The sequence below is a fragment of the Bifidobacterium sp. LH_491 genome (assembly GCF_056356495.1).
In genome coordinates, this window is the sequence record NZ_JBKEUI010000002.1 from 1 (window position 1) to 18,746 (window position 18,746).

Here is an 18,746-nt window from a genome sequence, read left to right on the forward strand (position 1 = left end):
CAGGAACAAGCGGCCAGCGCCGGGCAGCAAGAAAACAACCTACACCACCCGAACGCCCCACGCAACCCCACCCACCAAAAAACACCACAAACCCCCGGAAAACCAACCCAAACACGGCGTGTCGAAAACACAACAACACCACCCAACCAACCAACACAACCACCCAAAACGACAACAAACCCACCACACCCAACCACCCACACCACCAAAAACCAACACCACCACCGCGCGCCGTCAACAATAAGCACCACTCCTAGAAAAACAAGACAGGAACAAACCACAAAAGATCCGACAAGGAGAAACAAAACAAGGCAAACCAACAAGGAAAAATCAAAAACAACGATCGAACAAAGACAAACCAGCAAGGAAGATGTGGCCAACAAGTACGGAAAGGCAAAGAAGCAAACCAGCAAAAACACAGGAACAAATAACAAGAGATTAAGCGGACGATGGGAGAACAACAAGGGAAGATCGACGCACACCAGGAAGAGAGCAACGCCAAGAAAAGCCGTCCGGCATGTGATAAGCCTAGAACCATGACACGTATAGCAATACTCACCGGAGCAGGTATATCAACATCAGCAGGCATCCCCGATTTCCGAGGACCAAACGGTGTATGGACCAAACACCCCGAACAAACGAGGGTGTACGACATCGAAGCCTTTCTCAGCGACGCCAAAGAACGCACGTACTCATGGCGCTGGCAGCAACAATCACCCGTATGGAACGCCACGCCAGGCGCCGCGCACCGCGCACTCGTCACGCTCGAACACGCAGGCATGCTTTCGGTACTCGCCACCCAGAACTTCGACGCGCTGCATGAAAAAGCAGGCAATTCGCCATCGCTCATCGTCAACCTGCACGGCACCATCGGCACCAGTCATTGCATGCGTTGCCACGCCACATACGACACCACAGCCATCATGAACAATCTCGACCAGGAACCCGACCCGCACTGTCACCGCAAACTGCCGTACAGCGGGAACATGCCCTGCAATGGACTCATCAAAACTGACGTGGTCTACTTCGGCGAAGCACTACCCGAAGGTGCCATAGAACGCTGCATCGACGCCATCGCGCAATCTGACGAGCTCTGGGTCATCGGATCAACACTGGAAGTCTGGCCAGCCGCATCGCTCGTGCCAGCCGCCGCGGAACTCAACAAGCCCATCACCATCATGAACATGGGCCGCACCGCCTACGATCATCTCGCCACCACACTCATCCACGACGATATCGCCGTCGCACTGCCGAAGCTCGTGCACGACACCATCGTCGCGGAGCACCGCCAATAAAGATGCTGGACAGTTAAAAACAGTGGACAATGCAACAAGACAGACAATCAACAATGCCCTGCAACTACCAACAATGGGGAACTAAAGTACCGGACAGGAAAACCGTGGACAATGCAAGATACCGGACAACCCAATAAACAGGCAACTCGATAACCAGACAACGACAAACGCCGGGCAATCCATGAGCCAGCCGCAATCTCATCGCAGCCATCATCATGAATATGCCCGACGTTCCCACAACGCGCCAGTCACAATACAGTGACACTTCCGCAATCCAGGACAGGTCGCGTCTCAACATTTGCGACGGCGCTATCCCGACGTTCCTCACTCAGCAACGAACGGCCATGCCCTCCCACGGCGCCAACTCGCCACACTTCGCCGAATGCAACGCATGCTCGACATCATACGTCGACACTAACATCGCCGACGCATCCACATCATCAGGCTCGGACAGCAACCCCGCGCTCTGCGCAGGAATCGAAACCGTACGGCCCGACAAATTCACCATAACCAGCACACGTTCATCGCCCAACGTACGCACAAACGCATACACCGCAGAATCATCGGCATCAACCAAATCCCACTCACCCGCAGCAATCACCGGCATCGAATGACGAAGCGCAATCAGTCGCTTATAAAACGCATGCACCGAATCCACATCATCAAACTCCGCGGCAGCATTCACGCGCACATGGTTGGGATTCACCGCAATCCACGGCTCGCCCGAAGCATCCGGCGGCATAAAGCCCGCATATTTCGAACCATCCCACTGCATCGGCGTACGAGCATTATCACGGCTGATCTTCTCCAACGACGCCATCATCGATTCCGGTGTCTGAATCTTCGCCTCCTCAACACGCTGCTTGAACGCATTAAGTGATTCCAAATCACGATACTGCTCAAGCGAGGTGAAATGAGCACTCGTCATGCCCAACTCCTCGCCCTGATAAATGTACGGTGTACCACGGTGCATATGCAGCAACAAGCCAAACGCCTTAGCCGACAACACGCGAGACTCCTCGGAACTATCATCGCCCCAACGCGACACCACACGTGGCTGATCATGATTGCAGAAGAACAGGCTCGCCCACCCGGCATCCTTCACCGCATCCTGCTGAGCGGCAAGCTTACCGCGCAGCCACGGCATGCTGAACGGGACCAACTCCCACTTGGAACGGCCCTCACCCTCGCCAACATGATCGAACAGGAACAGCATGTCCAATTCCTTATTCGCCGGATTGGTGATGTGCTCATTGCGCGGAGGTGTAATACCCGGAGCCTCACCCACCGTTAAGAAACCATCGCGGCCCTCGAACACCTCGCGACGCATTTCCGCAAGAAACTCGTCGATACGAGGACCATCCGAGCAGAAACCACCCGGGTTCGAATAGCCCTCAGGCCCCACCGGCTCATCAGGAATCTCACTGCCAACCTCGCCAGGCAAACGACCATTACGGTCAATCACCTTCGACACCTGGGTAATGACATCCATGCGGAAGCCATCAATACCACGGTCCATCCACCAGTTCATCATGTCGTACACCGCATGACGGACCGCAGGATTCTCCCAATTCAAATCAGGCTGCTTCTTCGAATACTGGTGGAAGAAATACTCACCGCGCTGCGGATCATACTGCCACGCAGAACCACCGAAATACGAGCCCCACTGATTCGGCTCCGCACCCGGCGTACCCGGCTCGCAGCCAGGACGGGCAGGACGCCACCAATACCAATCCGCATACGGGCTATCCTTGTCGCGCGAGGCCTGGAACCACGCATGCTCGTCCGACGTATGGTTCACCACCAGATCCATCACGACCTTCAAGCCCCTGCGATGTGCCTCGACCAACAGCTCATCCATATCATCCAAGGTGCCAAACAACGGATCGATATCCTGATAATCCGAAATATCGTAGCCATTGTCATCCTGCGGCGACTTATACACCGGCGACAGCCAGATCACATCCACGCCCAAATCGGCAATGTAATCAAGCCGACTAATGATGCCTCGCAAATCACCGATACCGTCCCCATTAGAATCCTGGAAACTCCGCGGATAAATCTGATACACCACCGCATTCGCCCACCAAGGATTCTCCTGCGCACCATTCGTCCGGACATCCGACGGCAGCACGCCACGCTGTTCAGTAGTCATCACAACCTCCTCAATACCAACACCACACTACCGTGCTACAGCAGCGCACAGCATCATGGCCTACTTGACCGCGCCGCGCATCACACCGCCGACAACCCAACGCTGAGCGAATACATACACCACCAGCACCGGAGCCATCGCCATCAGATACGAAGCGAACGCCATCGGATAGTTCGTCGCGAACTGCGAGCTGAACACGTACTGAGCCAACGGAATCGTCTGATTCGACTGGTCGGTCAACGTAATCAACGGCAGCAAGAAATCATTCCACGCCCACAATGCCGTCATAATGGCAATCGTGGCATTGATGGGGCCCATCAGCGGGAAAATAATCGTCCAGAAAATACGCCATGTGCCGGCGCCATCCATGCGGGCGGCCTCCTCCAACGACTCAGGAATCGAACGGATGAAACCAATCGCAATAAACAGATTGGTACCCAAGCCCAAAATCGTGTACAGCACGATCAGACCCAGCTGATTATCCAAATGCAACGACCCCATCTCATGCGCCACCGGCAGCATGATGACCGTGAACGGCACGAACATCATCGCCAGGAAGAAGTAATACAGAAAACGGAAGAACCGCTTATCCATATTGCGTGCCACCGCATACGCCACAAAGGTATTCGACAGCAAGGTAAGCACAATCGCCGCCACCGTGATAATCGCGGAATTCAGCGCGGCCTTCGGATAGTTGACCTTATTCCACGCATCCACGAAATTATGCCACTGCCAAGAGGAGGGAAGGCCGAAACCGCCCGCCTCCGCAGGAGTCTTCAACGCGGTGACCACCGTGAAATACAACGGAATCAACACCGTCAGGGACAGTACGGCAATCACCGCCGTCAGCCACCAATTCACCGTATGATCGCGGCGCAACTTCTCAGGCTTCCCGGCCGCAGCCGTATTCACATATGCACTCGTCATGTCCATGCTCCTTCATGACCCGACCGACGGTCAGACCTTTTCCTTGCTGCCGAAGAACTTCAACTGAATGAACGCCAACACCGCCAACACGATGAAGAACGTCACCGCATTCGCCATCTGATAGGCGTATTCGCCGTTGCCCAAACCATTCGAGAAAATCAGATACGACACCGTTTCCGTCTTGGAATCCGGGCCGCCGCCAGTCAACGCGACCACCTGGTCGAACGCGCCCAGCGCGCCCTTGAGGCTCAACACCATATTGATCGTGAAGAAGGGTCCGATCAGCGGGAACGTAATCTGCCAGAACTTCTGCCAACCGTTGACGCCATCAATCTGCGCGGCCTCATACACCTCCGTATCAATGGTCTGCAAACCGGCCAGATAGATCAGCGTCGTATACGCCACGCCCTGCCAAATCGACAGGAACACAATCGGGAACCAAGCCAGATCGGGATTCGTCAGCATCGACTCGGACAGCCAGCGCATCCCCAAAGACTTGCCCAACTGCGGCAACGGCACCATGAAAATGTACTTAAACACGTAGCCGATAACCAAAATCGACAAGGTGTACGGAATGAAGAAGATGGCACGGAACCCATTCTTAAACGCGATCTTGGAGTTCAACATCACTGCCAAAAACAGTGCCAGGAAATTCGTACCCACCGTAATCAACACCGCAATGACAATCGTGAACAGGTAGGCATGCCCCACACGACTATCGGAAAACATCGCGATGTAATTCTTCAACCCGATGAAACTCCACGAGCCGTACCCCTGCGAATTCGTCAGTGAATAGAACGCGCCCTGCAGGAACGGCCAGTACAGGAACACCGCCACCAAAATAGCCGCCGGAACCGTCATCCAGTAATATGCCTTGTCCACCTTACGCGTGGAGAACTGGCTAACCTTCTTGTTCTTCGTAACAGATTGCATCTTCACCCTCTCCTCCTAGCGGAAATTACGCGCCTGGACCTTGTCGTATTCCGTCTGCATGTTGTTCAGGAACGTGGAGACATTGCCATTCGTCACCAGCGTTTGCAGGAAACCGCCCAAGTTAATGCTTGCCGGGACATAATGATCGCAAAAATCAGTAATCCGATTGCTCTTGAAGAACGACGTCACGCCCTCCAACGCCTCGTCGCCCACGAACGTTTCCTTCAACGGACCGAACGCCGATTGATTCTTGCAATAATCTTCCAAATTATCTTTCTGCATCAAGAAATCAACGAACTCGCGTGCTTCCTTGTAATGCTTGGTATGAGCGCCAATAGTCAGCAACACGTCGTCACCGGCGGTGAGCTTCTGGCCCTGCGCATCATCCGTCGCCGGCATCTGCGCGAACCGCAGATTCATATTCTCGTCGATCAACCGCACCTGAGGAATGGCATACGTGCCCAAGGGCAAAATCGCAGCCTTGCCAGCGGCGAAATCCTGCGTCGCCTGCTGATACGTCACCGACGGATTGTCCTGCGTGTAGTTCTTGAACAGTTCCACCATCTTTTCGGCAACCGGCGTCCACAACTTCTTGAACGTCGTCTTGCCAGTCTTCAAGCCTGCATACTCCGACTCGGGCACCAGCGTGGAGTTCAACGAGGACAGCGGAGCCTGAATCGTCCACGAATCCGCCAAGCTCGCCTCGATGGGCGCCACGCCCGCATCCTTGAACGTTTGCAGCACCTTCAGGAACTGCGACCACGTCTTCGGCGGATTGTAAGGATCAAGTCCAACCTTGCGCCACAAATCAACATTGATAATGTATCCGCTGGCATTGCCCGCAAACGGAATCGCATACAGACGCTTCTTCGCCGGGTCGCTGGTCTGCACCAGATTCTTGGCGATGTCCACCATGCCGGCGTTGATATCATCGACAATTGGATCGTCCGTGAAATCATGGAACACGCCCGTTTCCGCCAGCAAACCATAATTGATGTCGCCGTTGATCGTAAGCACGTCAGGCTCACGGCTCTTCACCAATCGCGTGCGCAAATCGGTCGTCGCCGACGACGAATTATTCACATTGATGCGAATGTTCGGATGGGTCTTCTCGAATTCCTTGGCCTTCTTCGTAAACCAATCCGCGGCCTCGGCCTTGTATTGGAAGAAATCCAAGGTCACCACCTGCGCGGTGCTGTTGCCACATCCGGCCACGCCAAGCCCCATCGCTGCCACCGCACACACGGCGGCGACACGACGCCATACCCGGCGCATCGCTGTTTTCGGGTGGGAATCTGCCATCATGAACGACTCCTTTGCTGTCCTCAAGTCGGCTTCAGTGCCGACCCGCTTTACGAGCGACCATACGGGAATTGTTTTTTCATTCCCACTTTGCGCGAGTTTTCCCCACACGGAAATAAAAAGCCGTCAGGCTTGAAAAACCTGACGGCCGGTCACTCCGGACGAGGTGCGTTGCGTCTCTTAGGCGAGCGCGGCTACGCCTCCTTGGTAACCGTAAACAGCACCGCCTGCGCCGGATGCAACGCTGGCGGACGCAGTCCATACGCGCGGAGGGCTTCGCCAGTCATCGCCACACCGGCTTCACGCCACCATCCCAACGGGCTCTGACCGCAACCAATGCCCGGCGTATCCAGATCCATGCTGCATGCCAGCGGCGCGACACGATACACCGCATCCGCCTGCAGGCCGGGAATCGTGATCGTCTGTGCCGGATACGACTGCGATGTGGTCAACTGCGTAAAGCGGAACACGCCTCGCTCGCCGTTCGCGCTCATCACACCATCCACTCGTACCGCCGGGTCGACGCTGTCGCCGTGCAACACCATGCCAGCGGCGAAATCATTACGATGCTCCTTGAATGACGACACCCACACACCAAGCTTGTCAATGTCCGCCTGCGGCTCCTTGAGCAAATTCCATTCAATACCCATATGGCCGAAGAACGCCATCGCCATACGCATTTCCTGGCTTGTCGCACGATGCGTGGAATGCGCTGGGCTTGCGCCCACATGCTCGCCGATCATCTCCGGCGGCACCAGCAACGACGTATAACGCTGAATATCGGCACGCTCCACCGGGTCGACGCAGTCCGACCCCCAGATACGGTCGGCAACGGTCAGTATGCCAAGGTCCACGCGACCGCCGCCCGACGAGCAGCTTTCGATTTCCAAGCCCGGATGCGCGGCCTTCAAATCAGCGAAGATACGATACACCGCAAGCGTCTGCTCATGCACTGCGGGACGGCCGGAACGCGGCGAAACCGCCTCCGTCACCAGCTTGTTGTGATCCCACTTGATGTAATCGATGCCCAGCTCGCCGACCAGCGTGTCCATTGCGCCATAGACATACGCATAGGCATCGGGATTCGTTAGGTCGACAACCTGCTGCGTACGACCTTGCATCGGCAGGCGCGATGCAGTGGGCTTGAGCACCCAGTCAGGATGGTTGCGGAACATATCGGAATCGCGGTTCACCATTTCCGGCTCGAACCACAGGCCGAACTCCATGCCCTTGCCGTGCACGTAATCCGCGAGCGCCTTCAGGCTCTTCGCCCCTTCGGGCCACACTTCGGGGGAGATTTCCCAGTCGCCTAGTCCGGAGGTGTCGTCGCGGCGGGAGCCGAACCAGCCGTCGTCCACAACGAAACGTTCAACACCACTTTCCACTGCCTTATCCGCTAATGCAGTCAATGTGTCGTAATCATGGTCAAAGTAGACGGCTTCCCACGTATTGAGGATCACCGGACGCGGCTTGGTGGCGAAGTTCGGGTGCAGCGCACGCACGTATGCGTGGAATCGATGGGCGACTTCGTTGAGTCCTTCGCCGTAGGAACCGTAGACACACGGAGTGGTGTAGGTTGTGATGGATTCGTTGTCGGCTTCGTACTGCGGGAGGGTAATTTCGCCACCCATGAGGATTTCGCCGCCACCGATAAGGCCTTGAGAATAAGGCAGTCGTTCCGCGGAAAGTACGCTGTTGCCGCTCCAGCCGACGTGCACGGAGTACACGTCGCCGTGAGAGAACCCAAATCCCGGAGTGCCTGCGTTCAGCAGCAACGATGCGTCGAAGTCAGGACGTCCGACATAGGTGGCCTTCTCAAAACGTCCGATGGTGAGCGGCTGACGCTGCGGGGAACGTTCGCGCAGATGATGGCCGGTGGTGGTGAGGATTTCGCTGGCGTTCGTGGGCAGCGGGAACCCGAGTTCCACGACACCCACTGCCAACGCCCCCTCGCCAAGGTTGCGCACCTGTGCCCACTGGCGGATAAGCCCGTCAGGTTCCAGCACACAGCTCCACTGCACACCAACGCCTTGCTCGACATCCTGCGCGTAGACGGTTACTGACGCCTGAGCCTCTTCTGCGGCGATATCCACCACGCTCCACTTGCACAGCAACTCAGTGCCGTTGCGACGCACCGAGAAACGCGGCTTGCCGATCCAACCTTCGGCCTGCGTGGGCAGTACGCTCGGCCATGGCGTATCGTCCAATTCACCCGACACGCGCTGCGGGCGCTGCGCGTCACACATGTCCAACGCGGTGTGCGGGTTGGACAGCGGACGCCCCCAATGCACGAACCGCGGCATATCTTCGTCTACAAAAGCGAGCGCCACAGCCACCTTGGCTTCTGTGCGTTCGATATACGCCACTTGCAGCTTCGCCCCATTGGCGCTAGTACCTTGCAGCATTTCCATGCGCGTCATTGCACGACCCCTTTACTGTTCTTAACAACGGTCAGATGCGCCGGCATTCTTACGGCGACCGACATCAACCAAGCATCATCGGTAATAGTGCACGCCCGACCATACTTGGGAAGTTGACAGACGCCAACGCCCGCCTTTGTAATCAGCCTACGCCGACTTCGGCAAATATGCCGAGGAATACCAGCTGCTTTCGATACTATGAACAAACGCTTTCCTTGCCATGCTACGGAGTGTCTGTTCATACGGCAAGAAAACATAGACAGCCGTTACCTGGCTATGCTTCCTGCGAGCGCCGACCTTGGAAGAAATCCGTCAATACTTGAGAGCATTCCTGTTCGCGCACGCCTCCCCATACTTGCGGTGCACTGCCGATATGCGGATCACGGGGAATGTCCCATACCGAACCACATGACCCCATTTTGGCATCCCATGCACCGAACACGACGGCTCCAACCTGCGACTGCACACATGCCCCGGCGCACATGGGGCAAGGTTCCAACGTCACCACCAACGTGCAGTCCCGCAACCGCCAGCCACCTCGACTAGTCGCCGCCTCGCGTAAGGCTTCCACTTCGGCGTGTGCCAACGGATCGCCATGTGCTTCCCGGCGATTTCGGCCCCGCCCAATCACCGCGCCTTGCTCATCAACCACCACCGCACCGACCGGCACGTCACCGTCATGCTGCGCGCCCAGAGCTTGAACCAGCGCTTGAGACATTGCCATGTCGGCGATTTCTCGCCGTCCAAAGGCCGTCGCAGCAGTAGGCGTGTCCGAATGATTCGTGGATTCAGTCATGATTCCAGTGTACCGACCCTCATTTGCCCTTGGGTGCTGGGACAATGGCATACATGGCATTGAAGAAAGGTCCGACCAAAGGGTCGGGAGGAAAGCATCGCAACGCGTTACGCGGCAAGGGTCCGACGCCCAAGGCCGAGGATCGCGTATATCACAAGGCATATAAGGCGAAGAAGGTTGCAGATCGCCGTAAAATGGCTGATCCGCGCATTGCGGCGCGTCGCCGCGCGGCGAAGTTCAGCTCCGATACGGACGACTTGGTTATTGGCCGCAACGCCGTATTGGAAGCGCTGCGAGCCGGCGTCCCTTCCACGCAGTTGTATGTCGCCGCGCGCATTGAGCACGATGACCGCACCCGCGACATCGTGCGCCTGGCCGGCAACATGGGCTTGCACCTGCTGGAAGCCGACCGTTTGGAAATGGATCGCATCGCCCGTTCCAGTAATCATCAAGGCGTGATTCTCAAGGTGCAGCCATACGAATATTCGTCCCTGCAGGAGCTGGTGGACCGCGCCGAAAAGAAAGCGCGCGCCATGGAAGCCGTCAATTCTGCGGCAACCCGCATCGCGGCGCGGCCTTTGTTCATCGCGCTTGACGGCGTTACCGACCCGCATAATCTCGGAGCCGTGATCCGTTCCGCCGCAGCTTTCGGCGCTAACGGCGTCATTCTGCCTGAGCGCCGCAGCGCATCCGTGAACGCCGCCGCTTGGAAGGTATCCGCCGGCGCCGCCGCACATATGCCGGTCGCCCGCGTGGTGAATCTGAACAAAGCCATCGAAGGACTGCGTGACCGTGGCTTCTATGCCATCGGCCTTGACGGTGGCGGCGACTCACTCGTCGGCGAAACCGGCTTTGAAACCGATCCACTCGTCGTGGTGCTTGGCTCCGAAGGCAAGGGTCTGAGCCGTTTGGTGCGCGAGTCCTGCGACACCATAGCTGGAATCCCGATTTCCAGCAGCGTCGAATCACTCAACGCTTCCGTCGCCGCTGGCATCAGCCTGTATGCCGTGGCCACGGCCCGACGTAAGGCCGCGCAGTAGAATCTCAGGTAAGAGCCGCTCATTATTAGTCGCTCCATACGATGAGGTGGCCGGTCAATCATGTGACCGTCCACCTCATTACTGTATGTACGCGAGCAAGCCTGATATCAGTGGCTCCACACCGCTGCATCGGGATCATCATCCGGGTTATAGCCACCATCGACGTCGTTATAGGTATACTCATCGTCGATAACACCAGAATCAGCATCCGCGATAATCGCATCCATCAGCTTGGTATCCAACTTATACTGCGGCAGAATGTTGTCGATATAACTTTCCACCGCCTCACGCATGGGCACGTCGTGCCCGGCTTTTTCGGCCTGATACCAACGATGATCAAGCACCTCATGGAAGAACTGCGCTGGCTCAATCTGCGAACGGTACTCGCGCGGAATCATACGCACGGTTGGTTCGAAGACCTCACGCATCCAATCAGTGGCCACAATCTCCAACTCTTCACCCTCTCGCCATGTAGACGCGCGATAGGCATCCAAGTCATTCAACAAGCGACGCGCTTGGTTCTCCTGCACATCCAACCCAGTGAGTCTCAACAGCTTGCGCGACGCATAACCTGCATCCACCACACGTGGACGAACCAGCACGCGCTTACCATCCTCAGCGGTTTTCATCTCCAATTCGTCCACATCAAAGCCAAGATCATTGAGGTGATTCACACGCTTTTCGATCTTCCACATTTCATCAGGACCAAACTTATCGGTATCAGTCAACGCGCTCCACAGCGAGTGATACCGTTCGGCAAGCCGATTGCCAATTTCCACTTCATCGACTTCGCTTGGCAGCAACTGCCCCGAACTCAAATCCATCAATTCACCGATGATATTGGTACGAGCCAAATCAATATCGTATTCCCGTTGGCCTTCAGTAAGCGACGGATGCAAGTCACCGGTTTCCGCATCTACCAAAAATGCGGAAAACGCGTCGGCATCGCGCAGGAACAGAACGTTGGACAGCGACACATCACCCCAGTAGAAGCCAGACAAATGCAATCTGACCATGAGCACGGCAAGCGCGTCAATCAAGCGCTCCGCAGTGTCGGGCCGCAAATTGCGCGCAAATAATGCACGGTATGGCAACGAAAACTTCAAATGCTTGGTTACTAGAATCGCCTCCAGCGGCTCGCCGTCCTTATCGTGACGACCGGTAACCACAGCGATGGGCGTAACCGTCGGCAACTCCAATTTTTGCAAACGTCGTAGAATCTCATACTCTCGTTCAGCGACGTTGCGCGTAATTTCCTTCATCGCGTACACTTCATCACCTACATGAACAAATCGCACGACATGGCGGGAAATACCACGCGGCAGGTTCGCCAGCAACTCTGCAGGCCATGTAGCCAAAGGCCGCTCCCACGGCAACGTGAACATCTTGGGGTTGGAGCTCGCCGCAGTAATCGTCAAGGCCTGCGGCTCCGCGCTGGCTGGAGAAGCGGCGTCGGCATTGACGGACGTTGCTTGCATAGCTCGCGGATCCATATTCGGCAGTGCAGAAAATTCCATACGTCCTAATGTAGCCGCTTTCCCGGAGAACACGCATGGAACAGAGATGACTTGAAGCAAACCCCATGCAAGAGACGGTGCGGGCGGACAGAACGAAAAGTAGCCGCACGACGCGATGAAAAACCAAGTGCAGATGTGAGACCCCAATGGCTGTCTGCAGTTTCAACGCAGACAAAAAGGACCCCGCGGCTACGCGGGGTCCTTCCAACGAGGTGTGTAAGAGAGGAAGAGAATCAACCTCGTTTACTCTTTGACACAGGTGCTACCCGGTCAAAACTAGTTCAGACGCATCTCCGTCGACGGAGCGAACAGATGCATCTTGGCCGGATCGATCTTAATCTTGACGGTCTCGCCAACCTTCGGCAGCGCACGCGGATTCACACGAACCGTGGTGAGCTTGTTCTGATCGGACATCATGGTGGCAGCCTGGGCGGAGGAGCCATCCGTGATGATGTTACCGTAGATGTACCCGTCGGAGCCCAGATCCTCGACGTTAACAACCTTCAACGAGAAGGCGTTCATGTCATCCGGAGCCGCCAGGTCGGCATCTTCCGGACGGAAGCCGACGATAATCTGTCCCTTGTCCTCGGCCGTCAATTTGTTGACCGCTTCGGCCGGCAACTGGATGGTGTCCTCACCAATCTTAGCCTTGCCATCGATAACCGGGTGCGCGTTAATATTCATCGACGGGGAGCCAATGAAGCCAGCGACGAACACGTTGGCCGGGCGATCGTACAGCTCAGTCGGAGCGCCGACCTGCTGCAGGATGCCGAGCTTAATGACGGCGATACGATCACCCATCGTCAGAGCCTCGGTCTGATCGTGGGTCACATACAGGGTAGTGACACCCAACTGACGCTGCAGAGCAGCAATCTGGGTGCGGGTCTGCACACGGAGCTTTGCGTCGAGGTTCGACAGCGGCTCGTCCATGAGGAAGACCTTCGGCTCGCGGACGATAGCACGACCCATAGCGACACGCTGACGCTGACCACCGGACAGAGCCTTCGGCTTGCGGTCAAGGTACTCGGTCAAATCGAGGATCTCAGCGGCCTTCTCGACGCGCTTGCGAATCTCTTCCTTCGGCGTGCCCGCAATCTTCAGCGCGAAACCCATGTTGTCAGCAACCGTCATGTGCGGGTACAGAGCATAGTTCTGGAACACCATAGCGATGTCGCGGTCCTTCGGCTGCATTGTGGTGACATCCTTGCCACCGATGAGGATGCGGCCCTTATTCACCTCTTCCAAGCCAGCGAGCATGCGCAGGGTGGTTGACTTACCGCAGCCCGAGGGGCCAACCAGCACAAGGAACTCCCCGTCCTTGATGTCCAGATTCAAATCATCCACCGAAGGCTTATCGTTGCCCGGGTAGACACGAGTGACATGGTCGAATACAACTTCTGCCATGATGTTCTTCCTTTCATCGGCAGGTACGTGCCGAACGATCCGTTGTGAAGGGTTTCTTACCGTTACAAACCAACACAGCCTTGCGCCAGCCTATACCGGTACTGGATTATGCCGGTTCAACGAAGCTGATTTTTTCTCTTCATTGAGCCACCACCAACTATACACGATGCGATGGGTTCTTCAACGGCGTGTTTCCAAACTTTTGTACAACGTTATTATTCATTCAGCGAATCTTAGACACACGACAGTTATTCTGTCCGCCTTTAAGTAAAGCGTTTAATCGACACGCCGAATAAACGGCTTAAACGCAAATAAACATAACGCCAGCAATGTTTTCGCGTACCATAGTATTTAGGTGAATTACTTCCACCAGGCTGTATTGCTAACCGATCAACGACGACACGGCGGCAGCCGTGGGACGTGGGGCCGACCTCTTGCCGCACGTCCAGTGTGGAACGGAGCATACCCGTTCACAACCAATGGAAAGGAATAACCCATGACGAAGAAGCTCATCCTCGACCTCGACACCGGCATCGACGACGCCCTCGCCATCGCCTACGCGCTTGGCAGCCCCGAAATCGAACTCATCGGCATCACCGGCACCTACGGCAACGTGCTGATGGAACAAGGCGTGCGCAATGCCCTGGCCATCACCGATCTGCTCGGCCACCCGGAGGTCAAGGTGTACCCCGGTATCCCTCACTCCAGCACTACTGACTCGTTCAGCGTGCTCGAAATCTCCGCCTTCATTCACGGCGTCAACGGAATCGGCGAAGTAACCATCCCCGACTCATCCCGTCAGCCGGAAACCCAATCCGCCGTCGACTTCATCATCGAAGCGGTCAAGCAATACGGCAAAGACCTCATCTACGTACCGACCGGCCCGCTGACTAACCTCGCAGCCGCGCTCAAGAAGGCTCCGGAGATCAAGGACGAAATCGGCCGCGTGGTTCTTATGGGCGGTGCACTCACCGTTTGCGGCAACGTCAATGCTTGGACGGAAGCCAACATCTCACAGGATCCCGACGCTGCCGACTACGTCTTCCGCTCAGGCATCCCCGCCACCATGATCGGCCTGGACGTCACCCTGCAAACCCTGCTGACCCGCAAGGAAACCCAGCAGTGGCGCGACCTGGATACGCCAGCCGGCCACTTCCTGGCCGACATGACCGACTACTACATCAAGGCGTACGAAACCACTTCGCCGCATTTGGGCGGCTGCGGCCTGCATGACCCGCTGGCAGTGGGCGTGGCCGTTGACCCGACGCTGGTCAATACGCTGGCCATCAACATGCAAGTCGACACCGAAGGCAACACCCGCGGCCGCACCATTGGCGACAATACTCGCCTGAATGACCCGCACAAGACCATGGAAGTCGCCGTCGGCGTTGACGTTGACCGCTTCCTCAATGAGTTCATGACCCGTATCTCCGGTTTGGCCCGCGCCTAAAGCGACGCCATTGCCATTGCATAAGGAGTATTCCCATGACATCGACTGTACGTAAAGCAACCTATGACCACACGAACGCCAAGCGCGCGCTTGTGCCCCTGCTGGTCATCTTCATCCTCGGAACGCTATGCCTGCAGGCCTTTAATCTCGTATTCGCACAGGTAGGACAAGACCTTGGCGCCCCCGAACAAGCCCCGCTGATTACCGCCATCCCCGGCATCGTGCTCGGTATCGTATGCTTCGTCTACGGATCCTTAGGCGACTTCGTATCGCTCAAACGCATGACCGTCATCGGCTTGGCGCTACTGGTGGTTGGTTCGCTTATGGGCTTCTTCCTGCACATGAATATCTGGCTGGTGATCATCGCCCGTGCTATCCAAACCGCAGGCGCTCAGGTTTCCGGCTCCGTATACCTCGTCGTTGCGGCGAAGTACCTACGCGACAGTGAAAAAGTTGTATTCTTTGGTATTTTCACCGCAGGTTACCAACTGTCCACTGCCATCGGCGTGGTCGCCGGCGGTTTCCTCTCCGAAATCGACTGGTCGTACCTGTTCCTGATCCCGGTCATCAGCGTGCTGTTCATCCCCATTCTCATGAAGAACCTGCCGGAAATTAACGCGCAAGGCGTCAAGGTGGATGTGCCTGGCTTCCTGATCTTCGGCCTAGCCATCGCCTTCCTGACCCTGTTCTTCTCCGATTATCAGTGGCTCTTCCTAGCGGCGGCGGCCGTGCTGTTCGTTGTGTTCGCTCTGTACATCAACAAGGCGAAGGATCCGTTCATCACGCCCGCGTTCTTCCGCAACTCACGCTGGCTGAAGGCCATCTCGCTGATCTTCGTGTTCTACTTCATCAACTACTCGTTCTCGCCACTGTATAACGCCATCGGCACGAGCGTGTACAACTTGAAGCCCGCGCAGGTTTCGCTGGTGCTGCTCGCCTCCTTCATCGTGGCGACCGTGGTCGCGACCTCCTCTGGTGCCATTATCGGCAAGATCGGACGCGAAGCTGCCATCTTCACCGCCGCCGGTTTGATGATTGTCGGCCTTGTCGCCTCCGCCCTGTGCGTGATGGCCGGCACCGTGGCTCTGGCCATCACCGGCTGCGTGTTCTACGCCGGCATGGGTCTGATGTTCTCCCCGATCGTAGACACCGTGCTGTCCACCGTTCCGGCTGAACAAACCGGCCGCGGTATCGGCATGAACGATCTGGTCATGAACGTGACCGCCTCCATCGGCATCGCCATCTTCGGCGGCCTGATGGGCACGCAGTCGCTGGGTGGCGGCAGCGTGATCGGCGCCACCGGTTCGGCCGCAGTGTACTCCAACCTGCTGCTGATCTTCGCCGCGATAGTACTCCTTGGGCTAGTGCTGTACGTGGCGTTCCGCAAGCGCATTTACACCAAGTAATCCTTTTCTCATGCCGCCCGCCACAGCGCCCAAGGCGACAATGTGGCGGGCGGCATATGTTATTTACGATAGGAGCATATAGGAGCATGATGAACATCAACGAAGTATTAGCTCGACTTGATCGCATTCAGGGCGACATTTCGGTTGTTGGCTCAATGAATGCCGATTACACAGTCTCCACAGAACGTTTGCCAGAACCTGGTGAAACTGTTAACGGAGGACCATTGCAAATTCTCCCGGGAGGCAAATCCGGCAATCAGGCTGCTGCAGCAGCGCGTATCGGTGCCAATGTTCACATGTTTGGCGCCGTGGGCTCCGATTCCAATGCTGATTTTCTCCTCGGTCATTTACGCGAAGCAGGAGTAGACACTTCGCATATTCGCCGCGTGCTTGGTCCAAGTGGCACCACAGTGATTACGGTGGACAGCGCCGGTGAAAACACTATCGTATATTCGCCAGGATCGAACGCCCAAGTCACCGTTGATTATGTAACCGCTATGCGTGAACCGATCACCAGTGCCACGGTATTGGGCTTATGCTTGGAAAGCCCCATCGATACGGTAACCTTATGTGCTTCGTTGGCACACGAGGCTGGCGTCACTGTGCTATTAAACAACTCTCCTTTTACGACAAAGCTACCGGCCGAGTTGATTGATAACGCCGATATTCTTCTGGTGAACGAACACGAAATGGCTCAGCTTCTACATATCAGCGAACCTGCTGATGGCAATTGGGATGCAGTAAATTGGGAGTATATTGTTAACGCCATGCATGATTACGGTTTCCAACGCGCTGTCATTACACTTGGCGGTGACGGATCTGTTGTTATTGATGGTGATACCGTACACCGTATTGCTCCAGTAACCGTTAAGGCTGTTGACACTACAGGCTGCGGCGATGCATTCATGGGTACCATTCTTTCAGGTCTTGCATCCTCGCTCACTCTTGTCGAAAGCGCTACATTGGCTTCCTATGTGGCTGGATATGCGGCTATGGGATACGGCGCGCAGGCATCTTACGGCACTCCCGCTCAGATACGAGCAGCATTCCAGAACTAGCGTATAGCTTCTTATATTTCCCTGCGTTGTTGCGACGTGGAAGCAACGGCGCAGGGCTTTTCATAACTACAGGGTTGGATATCGCGACCAACTCGCTGTATCACAGGTATCTTATAAAGATCGCAAATGCAAAGCGGGCGCATGATGCGCAACAATCCCTTGAACAATCGCATGTCTTCTTGTGACGGATCGGAGAGCCACCTCCATCAACTCGGGGGCGTAAAAGAACCGGAGAATGTCAGCAGACGCATACTCCACTAGGATTTTGTACAACAATTCTGAATGTCTTTTCTCAAAAAGAACACGGATTGGATGCAACACACGGGAAAATTTAAGACAAGCGTAACAATAAGAAAAACCGAGTTTATGAAGTAGGAGAAAGCAAAAAGCACGTGTATGGACTCGAGGGGCCGAAGGAAACTAAAGGAGGAATGACGGCAGGAAATGGTTTCGGAGTCCACGCAAACACTAAGCGAACGATGGCGTGCACAGAGACAATAACCAAGGCACAACGAAACAAGAATTGGATGTGTGTTGTTTTGTGTGGTTGGTTTTGCAGTCGTCGCGTAGGAGGCGGGGGGAGTCGGGAGGAGGACGGGCGTTGGGATCGCGGCGGGGGAGGGAACCCGGGATGAACGGGGCGGGAACCGGGGCATGAACGGGACGCGGCGGGAGGGGGAACGGGGCATGGGCGACGACGGAACACCAAATCGTAAGGACCGACAAGGAAAAGGAACAGGAAAAGGAACAGAAGGAACAGAAGGAACAGAAGGAACAGAAGGAACAGAAGGAACAGAAGGAACAGAAGGAACAGAAGGAACAGAAGGAACAGAAGGAACAGAAGGAACAGAAGGAAAGGGAAGGAAAGGGAAGGAAAGGGAAGGAAAGGGAAGGAAAGGGAAGGAAAGGGAAGGAAAGGGAAGGAAAGGGAAAGGAAGGGAAAGGAAGGGAAAGGAAGGGAAAGGAAGGGAAGGAAAGGGAAAGGAAGGGAAAGGAAGGGGAACGAAAAAGGGGAGAGGGGGAAACGACCGGACGGCCGCCTC

At 56.0% G+C, this 18,746-nt stretch carries 14 protein-coding genes and 1 pseudogene; 7 read left to right on the forward strand and 8 right to left on the reverse strand.

The window, feature by feature from the left end:
- Positions 1 to 540: pseudogene (locus AC1AWK_RS07550) on the forward strand (hypothetical protein); the annotation flags it as partial.
- Positions 537 to 1,295, forward strand: a complete 759-nt coding sequence (locus AC1AWK_RS07555; protein WP_476569745.1) for an SIR2 family NAD-dependent protein deacylase — start codon at positions 537 to 539, stop codon at positions 1,293 to 1,295. The pseudogene AC1AWK_RS07550 and the gene AC1AWK_RS07555, both read left to right, overlap by 4 nt.
- 328 nt (positions 1,296 to 1,623) lie before the next feature.
- Here the strand turns inward: AC1AWK_RS07555 and AC1AWK_RS07560 are convergent, their stop codons facing one another.
- From AC1AWK_RS07560 to AC1AWK_RS07585, 6 genes are all read right to left on the reverse strand, one after another.
- The gene (locus AC1AWK_RS07560) at positions 1,624 to 3,450 is read right to left on the reverse strand and encodes an alpha-glucosidase (protein ID WP_476569724.1); all 1,827 of its coding nucleotides are present in this window, start codon (positions 3,448 to 3,450) and stop codon (positions 1,624 to 1,626) included.
- A gap of 60 nt (positions 3,451 to 3,510) precedes the next feature.
- On the reverse strand, positions 3,511 to 4,377 hold the full coding sequence (locus AC1AWK_RS07565) for a carbohydrate ABC transporter permease (protein WP_476569726.1): 867 nt from the start codon (positions 4,375 to 4,377) through the stop codon (positions 3,511 to 3,513).
- A gap of 30 nt (positions 4,378 to 4,407) precedes the next feature.
- Complete coding sequence (locus AC1AWK_RS07570; RefSeq protein ID WP_476569728.1) at positions 4,408 to 5,310, reverse strand: carbohydrate ABC transporter permease; 903 nt, start codon at positions 5,308 to 5,310, stop codon at positions 4,408 to 4,410.
- 15 nt (positions 5,311 to 5,325) lie between these two features.
- Positions 5,326 to 6,615 (reverse strand): ABC transporter substrate-binding protein, encoded by a 1,290-nt coding sequence (locus AC1AWK_RS07575; protein WP_476569730.1) that lies wholly within the window; start codon positions 6,613 to 6,615, stop codon positions 5,326 to 5,328.
- A gap of 191 nt (positions 6,616 to 6,806) precedes the next feature.
- Positions 6,807 to 9,032 carry an alpha-galactosidase gene (locus AC1AWK_RS07580; RefSeq protein WP_476569732.1) on the reverse strand — a complete coding sequence of 742 codons (2,226 nt, stop codon included), beginning with the start codon at positions 9,030 to 9,032 and terminating at the stop codon, positions 6,807 to 6,809.
- Positions 9,033 to 9,306: 274 nt separating this feature from the next.
- Positions 9,307 to 9,756: a nucleoside deaminase gene (locus AC1AWK_RS07585; RefSeq protein ID WP_476569747.1), complete on the reverse strand. Its 450-nt coding sequence runs from the start codon at positions 9,754 to 9,756 to the stop codon at positions 9,307 to 9,309.
- A gap of 125 nt (positions 9,757 to 9,881) precedes the next feature.
- On the opposite strand from AC1AWK_RS07585, the gene rlmB reads away from it, so the two are divergent.
- Positions 9,882 to 10,868, forward strand: a complete 987-nt coding sequence (gene rlmB, locus AC1AWK_RS07590) for a 23S rRNA (guanosine(2251)-2'-O)-methyltransferase RlmB (RefSeq protein WP_476569734.1) — start codon at positions 9,882 to 9,884, stop codon at positions 10,866 to 10,868.
- A gap of 107 nt (positions 10,869 to 10,975) precedes the next feature.
- Here the strand turns inward: rlmB and AC1AWK_RS07595 are convergent, their stop codons facing one another.
- Together AC1AWK_RS07595 and AC1AWK_RS07600 are read right to left on the reverse strand one after the other, a co-directional pair.
- On the reverse strand, positions 10,976 to 12,385 hold the full coding sequence (locus AC1AWK_RS07595; protein WP_476569736.1) for a DUF4032 domain-containing protein: 1,410 nt from the start codon (positions 12,383 to 12,385) through the stop codon (positions 10,976 to 10,978).
- 276 nt (positions 12,386 to 12,661) lie between these two features.
- Positions 12,662 to 13,789, reverse strand: coding sequence for an ABC transporter ATP-binding protein (locus AC1AWK_RS07600; RefSeq protein ID WP_476569738.1), 1,128 nt, complete (start codon positions 13,787 to 13,789; stop codon positions 12,662 to 12,664).
- Positions 13,790 to 14,285: 496 nt separating this feature from the next.
- Between AC1AWK_RS07600 and AC1AWK_RS07605 the strand changes: the two genes are divergently transcribed.
- The 4 genes from AC1AWK_RS07605 to AC1AWK_RS07620 form a co-directional block, all read left to right on the forward strand.
- Positions 14,286 to 15,239, forward strand: a complete 954-nt coding sequence (locus AC1AWK_RS07605) for a nucleoside hydrolase (protein ID WP_476569740.1) — start codon at positions 14,286 to 14,288, stop codon at positions 15,237 to 15,239.
- A 35-nt stretch (positions 15,240 to 15,274) separates the two neighbouring features.
- A complete protein-coding gene (locus AC1AWK_RS07610) occupies positions 15,275 to 16,645 on the forward strand; it encodes an MFS transporter (protein ID WP_476569742.1) in 1,371 nt (456 codons plus the stop codon).
- A gap of 89 nt (positions 16,646 to 16,734) precedes the next feature.
- Positions 16,735 to 17,703 carry a ribokinase gene (locus AC1AWK_RS07615; protein ID WP_476569749.1) on the forward strand — a complete coding sequence of 323 codons (969 nt, stop codon included), beginning with the start codon at positions 16,735 to 16,737 and terminating at the stop codon, positions 17,701 to 17,703.
- 687 nt (positions 17,704 to 18,390) lie between these two features.
- Positions 18,391 to 18,746, forward strand: a 356-nt coding sequence (locus AC1AWK_RS07620) for a hypothetical protein (RefSeq protein WP_476569743.1), incomplete at its 3' end; no start/stop codon positions are given.